This is a genomic window from Streptomyces sp. CB00455, from assembly GCF_001905445.1.
Classification (GTDB): domain Bacteria; phylum Actinomycetota; class Actinomycetes; order Streptomycetales; family Streptomycetaceae; genus Streptomyces.
This window is the reverse complement of record NZ_LIVQ01000006.1, coordinates 164,373-176,612: the sequence shown is the minus strand read 5'-3', so window position 1 is coordinate 176,612 and position 12,240 is coordinate 164,373. Positions and strand designations below refer to the sequence as shown.

Annotated in this window: 10 protein-coding genes; 3 read left to right on the top strand and 7 right to left on the bottom strand. The window is 71.7% G+C overall.

Going from position 1 to position 12,240, the window contains the following annotated elements; all coding sequences use genetic code 11:
* Nucleotides 1–4 precede the first annotated feature (4 nt).
* The 6 genes from mscL to AMK16_RS24240 all read right to left on the bottom strand — a co-directional run bounded on the left by mscL (nucleotide 5) and on the right by AMK16_RS24240 (nucleotide 6,114).
* On the bottom strand, nucleotides 5–505 hold the full coding sequence (gene mscL / locus AMK16_RS24265; protein ID WP_199885548.1) for a large conductance mechanosensitive channel protein MscL: 501 nt from the start codon (nucleotides 503–505) through the stop codon (nucleotides 5–7).
* A gap of 123 nt (nucleotides 506–628) precedes the next feature.
* Complete coding sequence (locus tag AMK16_RS38340; RefSeq protein WP_338014470.1) at nucleotides 629–874, bottom strand: hypothetical protein; 246 nt, start codon at nucleotides 872–874, stop codon at nucleotides 629–631.
* 660 nt (nucleotides 875–1,534) lie between these two features.
* Nucleotides 1,535–2,368 carry an S-methyl-5'-thioadenosine phosphorylase gene (locus AMK16_RS24255; protein ID WP_073919260.1) on the bottom strand — a complete coding sequence of 278 codons (834 nt, stop codon included), beginning with the start codon at nucleotides 2,366–2,368 and terminating at the stop codon, nucleotides 1,535–1,537.
* A 71-nt stretch (nucleotides 2,369–2,439) separates the two neighbouring features.
* The gene (locus AMK16_RS24250; RefSeq protein ID WP_073919257.1) at nucleotides 2,440–2,748 is read right to left on the bottom strand and encodes an FmdB family zinc ribbon protein; all 309 of its coding nucleotides are present in this window, start codon (nucleotides 2,746–2,748) and stop codon (nucleotides 2,440–2,442) included.
* A 67-nt stretch (nucleotides 2,749–2,815) separates the two neighbouring features.
* Complete coding sequence (locus tag AMK16_RS24245) at nucleotides 2,816–4,150, bottom strand: MFS transporter (RefSeq protein WP_073919254.1); 1,335 nt, start codon at nucleotides 4,148–4,150, stop codon at nucleotides 2,816–2,818.
* Between the two features lie 425 nt (nucleotides 4,151–4,575).
* The gene (locus AMK16_RS24240) at nucleotides 4,576–6,114 is read right to left on the bottom strand and encodes a potassium/proton antiporter (protein ID WP_242438875.1); all 1,539 of its coding nucleotides are present in this window, start codon (nucleotides 6,112–6,114) and stop codon (nucleotides 4,576–4,578) included.
* Nucleotides 6,115–6,329: 215 nt separating this feature from the next.
* Between AMK16_RS24240 and AMK16_RS24235 the strand changes: the two genes are divergently transcribed.
* Nucleotides 6,330–9,182, top strand: a complete 2,853-nt coding sequence (locus AMK16_RS24235) for a penicillin acylase family protein (protein WP_073919252.1) — start codon at nucleotides 6,330–6,332, stop codon at nucleotides 9,180–9,182.
* 2 nt (nucleotides 9,183–9,184) lie between these two features.
* Here AMK16_RS24235 and AMK16_RS24230 read toward each other — a convergent pair whose 3' ends face one another.
* Nucleotides 9,185–9,799, bottom strand: a complete 615-nt coding sequence (locus AMK16_RS24230) for a 5-formyltetrahydrofolate cyclo-ligase (RefSeq protein WP_443333600.1) — start codon at nucleotides 9,797–9,799, stop codon at nucleotides 9,185–9,187.
* Between the two features lie 95 nt (nucleotides 9,800–9,894).
* Between AMK16_RS24230 and galU the strand changes: the two genes are divergently transcribed.
* Nucleotides 9,895–10,797: a UTP--glucose-1-phosphate uridylyltransferase GalU gene (gene galU / locus AMK16_RS24225; protein WP_073919247.1), complete on the top strand. Its 903-nt coding sequence runs from the start codon at nucleotides 9,895–9,897 to the stop codon at nucleotides 10,795–10,797.
* A gap of 4 nt (nucleotides 10,798–10,801) precedes the next feature.
* On the top strand, nucleotides 10,802–12,187 hold the full coding sequence (glp, locus tag AMK16_RS24220; protein ID WP_073919244.1) for a molybdotransferase-like divisome protein Glp: 1,386 nt from the start codon (nucleotides 10,802–10,804) through the stop codon (nucleotides 12,185–12,187).
* Nucleotides 12,188–12,240 lie beyond the last annotated feature (53 nt).

Sequence of the window (12,240 nt, the reverse complement as noted above, 5' to 3'; positions counted from 1 at the left end):
GCCGCTAGAACGCGTCGCGCGACCCCGGAGCGACGCTGCCCCCGCCATTCGCGGCGCGCTGGGCGACCAGCGTGTCCCGGATCTCCTTGAGCACCTCCAGCTCGGTGATCTCCATGGTCTCCTGCACGCCCTCCTTCGCCTTGCGGCGCGCCTCCATCTTCGCGAGGTACTTCGCCATCGGCAGCACCATCAGGAAGTACACGACGGCAGCGGTGATCAGGAAGGTGAGCGCCGCGTTGAGCACCGACCCCCAGAGGATCTCGACACCGGTGGGCTGACCGCTCGCGTCGAGGCCGCAGGGGTTCTTCAGGCAGGACTTGTAGACGTCCAGGTTCTTCGTCCCGATGGCTCCCACCAGCGGGCTGATGATCCCCTTGACGATGGAGTTCACGATGTTCGTGAACGCCGCGCCGATGACCACGGCGACCGCGAGGTCGACCACGTTGCCGCGCATCAGGAAGGCTTTGAAGCCCGCCAGGACGCTCTCCTGCTTCTTCTCGCTCACCACTGAGCCTTTCTTCACATATGCAGAACACGGAGCCAATGCCTCCGAAAGCTACGGCAGTCCGGGCGCGGCCTGTCCCCGCGAGGTCCGTTCCGTGGGGACTTGACCGCCCGCCCGTGCGCATCAGCACAACGTCACCGCCAGTCGGGCCGTCGTGCCCGCCCCCACGAGCTCCCGCGCGGTGTCCCGGGGCACCGACAGGACCACCAGCGCCCCGCCGTCCCGGGCGTCCTGCTCCGCAGGGGGAACGGCGGCGACGCGCGCCCCGGCCGCCACCAGCCGCGGCGGCCCCGCCCGCTCGGCCGCCACCACGTCGACCCGGTCGCCGGGGCGCAGCAGCCGCACCGTCGCCGCGTCCGCGATGCGCACCGGGGCCGACACCGTACGCACCGCCGCGGGCGACGGTTTCACTTCGGGCGGCGGCGCGGCCCGGGAGGCCTGGGCCTCCGTCCCGCCCACGGCCAGCGCCGCCGCCGCGACGGCCAGTCCCGCCGCGATGGCCCTGCGCCGCCGCCTCAGGGCCCGGCGCAGCCGGTCCCCGTCCCGCCCGACCCGCAGCGGCGGAAACGGCGGGACGGGCCGCGCGGGGGGACACGTGGAAGAGCAGGCACCCGGGAAGTCGCCGGGAGAGAACGCCACGGACGGGGCCGGCGCGGAGCCGGACGGAGAACCGGACGGAGAACCGGACGAAGGGCCGGGCGAAGAACCGGACGAAAAGCCCGGCGGGACGCCCTGGGACGAGCCCGCCGGGAAGCCTTGGGAGGTGCGCGCCGGGAGGCCCGGCGAGGAGGCTCGGGGCGAGCCCGGCACAGGGGCTGCGGGGGGCGGGTCGCAAGACGCCGAAAAGGGCACGGACGTACGGGACATGAGGGCCACCACCAGACGGATCGAGTCGCTGTGCCCGGACCCTGCGCCCGGACACCGCCCACGATCCGGCCTTCCGCCCGATCCCGCTCCGCCCTGTGGACGACCCCCGCCTTGTGGACAACCCCGTCACCCCCACGGGTCACCCCCGGGGCGGGCGGGGCCCTACGGCAGCTCGATCCCCAGGTCCCACCCGTCATGGGCGTGCGTGCACAGGCAGGCCCGGGATTCCGTCGCCGGGAGCGCGGCCACCGCGTCGAAGAGGACCTCGCGCAGCCGGCCGACATTCTCGCCGAAGACCTTGAGGACCTCCGTGTGGGAGACGCCCTCGCCCGTCTCTGCACCCGCGTCCAGGTCCGTGACCAGCGCCATCGAGGTGTAGCAGAGCCCCAGTTCCCGGGCTAGGACCGCCTCAGGGTGCCCGGTCATGCCGACCACGGACCAGCCCGCCGCCGCGTGCCAGCGCGACTCGGCGCGCGTCGAGAACCGCGGGCCCTCGATGACGACCATCGTGCCGCCGTCCACGGGTTCCCAGTCGCGGCCCCGCGCGGCCGCCAGCGCCACCCCGCGCCCCACCGGGCAGTACGGGTCCGCGAAGGTGGTGTGCACGACGTTCGGGACGCTGCCGTCGGGCAGTGGCTCCCCGTTGAAGAAGGTCTGTGCCCGCGACTTCGTACGGTCGACGAGCTGGTCGGGAACGAGGAGCGTGCCCGGGCCGTACTCGGCGCGCAGGCCGCCGACCGCGCACGGGCCCAGCACCTGGCGGACACCGACCGAGCGCAGCGCCCACAGGTTGGCCCGGTAGTTGATCCTGTGCGGCGGGACGGTGTGGCTGCGCCCGTGCCGCGGCAGGAAGGCCACCTGGCGGCCGGCCAGCTCACCGACGTACAGGCAGTCGCTGGGAGGCCCGTACGGGGTTTCCACCGGGACCTCGGAGACGTCCTCCAGGAAGGAGTAGAAGCCCGAGCCGCCGATGACACCGATCTCTGCGTTCACCATGGACCACACCCTAACCGGGCATGCCGAAGACCCCGCTGCCCGAAGGGGCGGCGGGGTCCGGCGCGGAGCGGTCAGGCAGCCGAGGTGGAGCTGCTGCTCGTGCCCGACGACGCCGAGGAGGACGAAGCGGCAGACGCGGCGGCGGGGGCCGACGTCGTCGACGACGGGGCGGGCTTCGAGGCGGGGGTGCTGCTCGACGAAGCGCCGCGGCTGTCGTTCCGGTAGAAACCGGATCCCTTGAAGACGATGCCGACCGCGGAGAACACCTTCTTCAGGCGTCCGTCACAGTTCGGGCACGCGGTCAGCGCGTCATCGGTGAACTTCTGCACGGCCTCAAGGCCCTCACCGCACTCGGTGCACTGGTACTGGTAGGTCGGCACGAATTTCCTCCTGGCACTCTCACTCAATGAGTGCTAACGACGCTCCATGGTGACGTATTCCGGCGGATCAGTCCACCGTCACCGGCCTGCGGTGACCCATCCCACGCTCGTTCACCCGGCCGCGCGCCTCCGCCGCGGGCTGCGACGGCGCGGCCGGCGCGGAGGTGTTCACGATCCGGCTCGGGGCCTTCGGCGCCAGCTTCGCGCGCAGGGCCAGCAGGGTGACCAGTGCGAGCGCGGTGGCCGCCATGGGGACCAGGAAGCCGTACGAGGAACCGTGCGCGTCCGTCAGGCGGCCGGCCAGCGTGACGGCGATGGCCTGGCCGAAGGCGATGGAACCGGTCAGCCAGGTGAAGGCCTCGGTCCGGGCGCCGGCCGGTACGAGCTGCTCGACCATCGTGTAACCGGTGATCAGGGCCGGGGCGATGAAGAGGCCGACGACCAGGCCGAGCGCGCCCAGCACGATCATCGAGTCGGCGGCCCACAGGACCGACGCCGCGGCGGTCAGGCCCAGGTAGCCGAGGATCAGCCGGCGGCGCGGGCCGATCTTCCAGGCGACCGCACCGCAGACGATGCCCGCGATCATGTTGCCGGCCGCGAAGACGCCGTAGAGCAGGCCGTTCGCGCCCGGGTTGCCGATCTCGTTGGAGAAGGCGGCGAGCGAGACCTGCATGCCGCCGAAGACGGCGCCGATCCCGAGGAAGGCGAAGATCAGGACGCGCAGGCCGGGGTAGGACAGCGCGAAGGCGCGCTTCTCACCGGTGGCCGACGGGGCGTGCGGCTTGGGCTGGGTGGCCCGGCGGGCCGCGAAGAGCAGGCCGCCGAGCAGCGTCAGCGTGGCCTCGGTGACCAGGCCGGCGGCCGGGTGGACGCCGGTGCACAGCGCGGTCGCCAGGACCGGGCCGACGACGAAGGTGAACTCGTCGGTGACGGACTCGAAGGCCGCGGCCGTCGGCAGCAGGGGCGAACCTTCGAGCCTGGCCGCCCAGCGGGCCCGGACCATCGGCCCGACCTGCGGCACCGAGGCGCCGGCCGGGACGGCCGCGAGCGCCAGGGCCCACACCGGCGCGCCCATCAGGGCGAGTGCGGCGAGGCCGCTGACGGCGGTGGCGTGCGTGAGGACCACCGGCACCAGGACGGCGCTCTGGCCGAGCCGGTCGGTGAAGATGCCCATCAGGGGGGCGGACAGCGCCATCGAGATGCCGGTGACGGCGGCGACGACGCCCGCGCTGCCGTAGGAGCCGGTGGTGTGCTGGATGAGCAGCAGGATGCTGATGGTCAGCATGCCGAAGGGGAGCCGGGCGGCGAAGCCGGGGAGTACGAAGCCGAGGGCGCCGGGAGTGCGCAGGAGCTGCCCGTAACCGGGGCGGGCGGACGTGTCGGTCGTGACCGCGGATGTCACGGCCTTGCCTTTCCGCTGCCTGGTAGAGCGTCCCCGTCTGCGGACGGTGCGCCGCCTCGTGAGCGACCGCACCCGTACATGTGGGAGCCCCGAGAGCTGTCCTCTTGCGCAGAACCGAGTGATACCTGGGCGCCCACTGCGGGAGGGTGCCACGGCCGCTTTGCGGTCGCGCCAGCTCTGCGTCAGGCAGAGTTGGTTCGATCTGGTGTGCCTTCATCGTACAGGGAAAGCCTCGGTCACGCCCTGTGATTACGGCGACAACGCCTACCCTCACCTGGGATTGACGCGGGCTTCGCGCGACGGACCGCCGTGCGCGGCCATACCGGGTCAAACGCCGGCGGAGACGGCGGAACGAGAACGGCGCTCCGACGTGCGGGGCGCTGCCCGCCCGCACCGGACCGGGCCACGGCCGCGGGGCCGTTCGATCACCGCCGCCCCGCGGGTCCGTGCCCGCCCGTCCCCAGCCACCCGGCCAGCTTGCCGCCCAGCGCCACCGCCCGCAGCCGCGCCTCGGCGGCGTCCCGCACCGGGTCGGTCGCGACGACCAGCAGTTCGTCCCCGCGCCGCAGCACCGTCGACGGCGCCGGTACGAAGCTCTTGGCGTCCCGGACCACGAGCGTCACCGACGCCCCCGACGGCAGGCGCAGCTCACCCACCTCGACCCCGTGCATCCGCGAGGCGGGCGGGATCGCGAAGGAGAGCAGGTGCCCGCGCAGCTTCTCCAGCGGCGCCGACTCGATGCCGAGATCCGAGGCGGACTCCTCCGAGTCCCCGAGCCGGAGCGTGCGCGCCAGCCACGGCAGGGTCGGCCCCTGCACCAGGGTGTAGACGACGACCAGCACGAAGACGATGTTGAAGACCCGGTCGCTGCCCTCGATCCCGGACACCATCGGGATCGTCGCCAGGATGATGGGCACGGCGCCGCGCAGGCCGGCCCACGACATCAGGACCTGCTCCTGCCACGGGATCCGGAAGGGCAGCAGGCTGACGAAGACCTCCAGCGGCCGCGCCACCATCGTCAGCACCAGCCCGATGACCACGGCCGGCCAGAAGTCGTGCACCAGCTCGTGCGGCGTGACCAGCAGGCCCAGCAGCACGAACATGCCGATCTGGGCGATCCAGCCGAGCCCGTCCGCGAACCCCCGCGTGGCCGGCCAGTGCGGGAGCTTCGCGTTCCCGAGCAGCATCGCGGCCAGGTAGACGGCGAGGAAGCCGGAACCGTGCGCCATCGCGCCGGCCGCGTACGCCGTCACGGCGATGGCCATCACGGCGATCGGGTAGAGGCCCGAGGCGGGCAGTGCCACGTGCCGCAGGCCGTACGCGCCGAGGAAACCGACCGTCAGGCCGATCGCGGCGCCGATCGCCAGCTCCAAGGCGATCGTTCCGAGGAGGACGTACCACTGGTCCACCGGCCCCACCGTCGAGAAGGCCACGACCAGGATGACGACGGGTGCGTCATTGAAGCCGGACTCCGCCTCCAGCACACCCGTGATCCGGGAGGGGAGCGGGACCTTGCGCAGGACCGAGAACACGGCCGCGGCATCGGTCGAGGAGACGACCGCGCCGATCAGAAGGGCCTGGCGCCACTCCAGGCCGACGAGGTAGTGCGCCCCCGCGGCCGTGATGCCCACACTGATCGCGACGCCCACCAGCGACAGCGTGACCGCCGCCGGGAGGGCCGGCTTGATCTCTTTCCACTTGGTGCCCAGACCACCCTCGGCGAGGATCACGACGAGCGCGGCATAACCGATGACCTGAGTCAGCTCGGCGTTGTCGAATACGACGTTGCCGATGCCGTCCTGGCCTATCGCGATGCCTATGCCGAGGTAGATGAGCAGGCTGGGAAGGCCGCTGCGTGAAGAGATGCGTACCGCCGCGACGGCGACGAGCAGCACGAGCGAGCAGACCAGCAGAAGCTCATTGAGCGTGTGGACAGTCAGCGGGCGGCCCTTTCCTCGTAGCACGCCCGGCGGATCGTTCCTCCCGGGCGGGCGCATCCGGCAAGTACTTCGTTACTTTACCTAATCTTTGACGGAGTCTTTACGTGATACCCACATTGTGAAACGGCGCTCCGCCCTTGTCCTCGGCAGCCCGACCCCTGGCGGATCAACGAGTACGGTCCTGCGCCTATGGTTGCTCCCAGCACTCCCAGGACCACCCTGCCCCTCTAAGGACAGCGATGCCCGCCAACGAATCCGCTCCTCCCGTCAAGAAGAAGGGACGACGCGCCCGTCTGATCGTGCTCGTTCTGGTCCTGGCTCTCTTCGCGGGCCTCGGCTACGGGGCGTACTGGAGCGTGGACAGCGTGCGCGCCTCCTTCCCCCAGACGACCGGATCCCTCAAGGTGCCGGGCCTCGCCGGGACCGTGGACGTCAAGCGCGACGAGCACGGGATCCCCCAGCTCTACGCCGACAGCGACGAAGACCTCTTCCGCGCGCAGGGCTTCGTGCACGCGCAGGACCGGTTCTGGGAAATGGACGTACGCCGTCACATGACCTCGGGCCGGCTCTCCGAGATGTTCGGCGCGGGCCAGGTGGAGACCGACGCCTTCCTGCGCACGCTGGGCTGGCGCCAGGTGGCCCAGGCCGAGTACGACACCAAGCTCTCGGAGCCCACGAAGAAGTACCTGCAGGCCTACGCCGACGGGGTCAACGCGTACCTGAAGGGGAAGTCCGGCAAGGACCTCTCCGTCGAGCACGCCGCCCTCAAGCTGAGCGACGGCTACCGGCCCGAGCAGTGGACGCCGGTGGACTCGGTGGCCTGGCTCAAGGCGATGGCCTGGGACCTGCGCGGCAACATGCAGGACGAGATCGACCGCGCGCTGATGGCGAGCAAGCTCACGCCGGCGCAGATCGACGAGCTCTACCCGCCGTACCCCTACGACCGGAACAGGCCGATCGTCGACGGCGGCAAGGTCGACGGCGGCAAGTACACGCCCCAGGGCGGCTCCGCCGGCGCCGGTTCCACGGGCGGCGGCTCCGCCGGCGGCTCGGGCTCCGGCAGCGCTCCCGCTTCGCCGGTCTCCGCGAACTCCGCCGCCGGATCGTCCACCGGGCTCGCCGACAACGCCACCGCGCAGGGCGCGACCGTGGGCCTGCGCACCCAGCTCACCTCGCTCGCCGAGACCCTGGACGAGATCCCCGCGATCCTCGGCCCCAACGGCAGCGGCATCGGTTCGAACTCCTGGGTCGTCTCGGGCCGCTACACGACCACCGGCAAGCCGCTGCTCGCGAACGACCCGCACCTGTCCCCGCAGCTGCCCTCGGTCTGGTACCAGATGGGCCTGCACTGCCGCGCGGCCTCGGAGCGCTGCCAGTACGACGTGGCCGGCTTCACCTTCTCCGGCATGCCCGGCGTCGTCATAGGCCACAACGCCGACATCGCCTGGGGCATGACCAACCTCGGCGCGGACGTCACCGACCTCTACCTGGAGCAGGTGAGGCCCGAGGGCTACGTCTACGACAACAAGGTGGTCCCCTTCGCCACCCGCGAAGAGGTCATCAAGATCGCGGGCGGCACAAGCAAGAAGATCACCGTCCGCACCACCAACAACGGTCCGCTGATCTCCGACCGCAGCGAGGAGCTCGCCTCGGTGGGCGACCGCGCTCCCGTCGCGAGCTCCGCCCCCGACCGCGGCGACGGCTACGCCGTGGCCCTGCGCTGGACCGCCCTGGACCCGGGCAAGTCGATGGACGCGGTCTTCAAGCTCGACAGGGCGAAGGACTTCGCGGCCTTCCGCCAGGCGGCAGCCGACTTCGAGGTCCCCTCGCAGAACATGATCTACGCCGACAACAAGGGCAACATCGGCTACCAGGCCCCGGGCCGGATCCCGGTCCGCGGCCAGGGCGACGGCCGCATGCCGGCCCCCGGCTGGGACTCCAAGTACGCCTGGAAGGCCGGCAAGGACGGCAAGGACGGCTACATCCCGCAGAACGAGCTGCCCTGGGACTTCAACCCCTCCCGCGGCTACATCGTCACCGCCAACCAGGCCGTGGCCGAGCCGGGCACCGGCGCGGGCAAGTACCCGAACCTGCTGACCACCGACTGGGGCTACGGCGCCCGCAGCCAGCGGATCAACGACCTCATCGAGGCGAAGATCAAGGACAGCGGCAAGATCTCGACCGACGACATGCGCACCATGCAGATGGACAACAGCAGCGAGATCGCCGCGCTGCTGACCCCGATGCTGGCCAAGATCGAGGTCTCGGATCCGGCCGTGCGCTCCGCGCAGAAGCTCCTCGACGGCTGGAACTACACCCAGGAGCCCGACTCCGCGGCCGCCGCCTACTTCAACGCGGTCTGGCGCAACATCCTCAAGCTGGCCTTCGGCGACAAGATGCCGAAGGAGCTGCGCATCGAGGGCAGTTGCATGAACGTGCGCAGCAACGGCACCGGTCCGGCCGACGACCTCGCCAAGACGGTCCGCGAATGCGGCACCCGCGGCTCCGACTCGGCGCAGCCCGACGGCGGCGACCGCTGGTTCGAGGTGGTCCGCCGCCTCGTCAAGGACGAGAAGTCCCCCTGGTGGAGCTCGCCGAAGAAGAGCATCACCGCCCCGGCGGTCACCACCCGCGACGAGCTGTTCGCACGGGCCATGGAGGACGCCCGCTGGGAGCTGACGGCCAAGCTCGGCAAGGACCAGTCCACCTGGAGCTGGGGCCGCCTGCACCAGCTGACGCTGAAGAACCAGACGATCGGCACCGAGGGCCCCGGCTACATGCAGTGGCTCCTCAACCGCGGCCCGTGGAACCTGGGCGGCGGCGAGGCCACCGTCAACGCGACCGGCTGGAACGCCTCCAGCGGCTACGGGGTCACCTGGGTGCCCTCCATGCGGATGGTCGTCAACCTCAACGACCTCGACAAGTCCCGCTACATCAACCTGACGGGCGCCTCCGGCCACGCGTACCACGGCAACTACACCGACCAGACGACGATGTGGGGCAAGGGCGAGCTGCTGGACTGGCCCTTCGGCAAGGAGGCGGTAGACAAGGCCACCGTCGACACCCTGACCCTCAAGCCCGAGGGCTCGTAGGGTCAGGGGCCGAAGCGGCGCACCCCCGAGGGGGTGGCCACCGCCTGGACGGGGTGGTCGTGCGGTTCCTCCGGGACCCGCGCGACCACCTCGTCGTCGTAGAGGAGCACGACCAGCGCGGGCCGGGCTCCGGCGCGTTCCAGCCGCTCCAGCACCCGGTCGTACGAGCCCCCGCCGCGGCCCAGGCGCATCCCGCGCCCGTCCACCGCGAGTCCGGGCAGCAGCACGGTGTCGGCCCCGGTCACCGCGTCCGGTCCGAGCGCCGGACCGGTCGGTTCCAGCAGCCGCATCCGGCCCGGGTGGGCGGCCGCGGCCAGCCCCTCCGGGCCGTCGTAGGCGGCCCAGTCGAGGTCGTTGTCGGGCAGCAGCAGGGGCAGCAGCACGCGCTTGCCGGCCGAACGCAGCGCGTCGAGCAGGGCGCGGGTGCCGGGCTCGGTACCGACGGAGACGTACGCCGCCACCGTGTGCGCACCGGCCAGTTCGGGCAGTTCCAGGGCCCTGACGGCGAGTGCGGCGGCCGCGGTGCTGCAGGTTTCGGGGGACAAGGCGCGGCGCGCGGCGAGCAGTTCCCGGCGCAGGCCGGCCTTGGCGGAAGCGGAGAGCGGGTTCTGTGTCACAGCGGATTCAAATATCCTCATGAAATCGTCATATAAGTGGACCTACTCACTGCGGTCTGGCCTGGCGTTCGACGGAAGCCACTATCGTTCGGGGCATGACTATGTTGCACCCCGTGATCAAGAAGGCCGTGATTCCGGCCGCGGGCCTCGGCACTCGCTTCCTTCCGGCGACCAAGGCGACCCCGAAGGAAATGCTCCCCGTCGTGGACAAGCCGGCCATCCAGTACGTGGTCGAGGAGGCCGTCGCGGCCGGGCTCGACGACGTACTGATGATCACAGGGCGTAACAAGCGTGCCCTCGAAGACCACTTCGACCGGAACTACGAGCTGGAGTCGGCCCTCATCGCCAAGGGCGACGACGACCGGCTGAAGAAGGTCCAGGAGTCCAGCGACCTGGCGACCATGCACTACGTCCGCCAGGGCGACCCGCGGGGCCTCGGTCACGCCGTGCTGTGCGCCGAGCCGCACGTGGGCCGCGAGCCCTTCGCCGTCCTGCTCGGCGACGACCTCATCGACCCCCGCGACCCGCTGCTGCGTCAGATGGCCGAGATCTACGCCCGCACCGGCGGCACCGTCATCGCGCTCATGGAGGTGGACCCGGCCAGCGTCCACCTCTACGGCTGCGCCGCCGTGGAGGCCACGGACGAGCAGGACGTGGTCCGGATCACGGGTCTCGTCGAGAAGCCCGACCCCGCGGACGCCCCCAGCAACTACGCGGTCATCGGACGGTACGTCCTCAATCCCGCGATCTTCGACATACTGCGGGAGACCGAGCCGGGCCGCGGTGGGGAGATCCAGCTCACCGACGCCCTGCAGAAGCTGGCGGCCGACGAGTCCGTCGGTGGTCCGGTGCACGGCGTGGTCTTCCGGGGCCGCCGCTACGACACCGGCGACCGCGGGGACTACCTGCGGGCCATCGTCCGTCTCGCCGCCGAGCGGGACGACCTCGGCCCGGAGTTCCGCACCTGGCTTCACCACTACGTCACGGAGGAGATGTAGGACCTTGAGCAGTTCCGCACCGCAGGACACCGGCCGGCCCACGGGCGAGCAGCGCCTCTGGTCGGTGGACGAGCACCTCGCGGACGTCCTCGCCACCGTCCGGCCGCTGGAGCCCATCGAGCTCCAGCTGCTGGACGCCCAGGGCTGTGTCCTGGTCGAGGACGTCACCGTGCCCGTCGCCCTCCCGCCCTTCGACAACAGCTCCATGGACGGCTACGCCGTCCGTACGGCCGACGTCCAGGGCGCGACCGAGGAGTTCCCCGCGGTGCTGACGGTCATCGGGGACGTCGCGGCCGGCAGCGGGGACCTGCCCGCCGTCGGCCCCGGCGAGGCTGCCCGCATCATGACCGGGGCCCCGCTGCCGCCCGGCGCGCAAGCCGTCGTACCGGTCGAATGGACCGACGGCGGTACGGGCGGGGGCGCCGCCTCCCGGATGGCCCCGGCCAGCGCCGCCCCCGAGGGAGCGGCCGGCGAGGTGCGCGTGTACCGCCCCGCCGGGGCGCGGGCCCACGTCCGCTCCCGCGGCAGCGACGTACAGGCCGGGGACCTGGCCCTGGCGGCCGGCACCGTCCTCGGGCCCCCGCAGATCGCGCTGCTGGCCGCCATCGGGCGCGGCACCGTACGGGTACGTCCGCGCCCTCGCGTCGTCGTCATGTCCACCGGCAGCGAGCTGGTCCAGCCGGGCGAGGCGCTGACCGCGGGGACGATCTACGACTCCAACAGCTTCGCGCTGGCCGCCGCCGCCCGGGACGCCGGGGCCATCGCCTACCGGGTCGGCGCCGTCGCGGACGACGCGGACACCCTGCGCGCCGCCATCGAGGACCAGCTGATCCGGGCCGACCTGCTGGTGACGACCGGCGGTGTGAGCGTCGGCGCGTACGACGTCGTCAAGGAGGCGCTGACCTCGCTCTCCGCCGGCGGCGGCGAGGACGGGGGCGAGGGGGAGGACGGGGCGCAGGACGTCGCGGGCGGCGGGATCGACTTCCGGGCGCTCGCCATGCAGCCGGGCAAGCCCCAGGGCTTCGGCACCATCGGACCGGACCACACCCCGCTGCTGGCCCTGCCCGGCAATCCGGTCTCCTCCTACGTCTCCTTCGAGCTGTTCGTCCGCCCCGCGATCCGCGCGCTCATGGGCCTGCCGCAGTCCGAGGTGTGCCGGCCGTCGGTGCGGGCGGTGCTCAAGGCCGACAAGGCGCTGGGATCCCCGGCCGGCCGCCGCCAGTTCCTGCGCGGCGCGTACGACCCCGAGAGCGGCACCGTCAGCCCGGTCGGCGGATCGGGCTCGCACCTGATCGCCGCCTTGGCGCACGCCGACTCGCTGATGGTCGTCCCGGAGGACGTCACCTCGGTGGAGCCCGGGGCCGAGCTCGAAGTGGTCCTGCTCGGCTGAGGAACGGTGGGTGCGGGTAGCGTGTTGCACCACACAGGCCCCCCGGGGGCCCG

Excerpts from the sequence above, each read along its gene's own strand:
- AMK16_RS24255 (WP_073919260.1), bottom strand. The coding sequence starts at position 2,368 with ATGGTGAACGCAGAGATCGGTGTCATCGGCGGCTCGGGCTTCTACTCC.
- AMK16_RS24235 (WP_073919252.1), top strand. The coding sequence starts at position 6,330 with ATGCCCGCCAACGAATCCGCTCCTCCCGTCAAGAAGAAGGGACGACGC.
- galU (WP_073919247.1), top strand. The coding sequence starts at position 9,895 with ATGACTATGTTGCACCCCGTGATCAAGAAGGCCGTGATTCCGGCCGCG.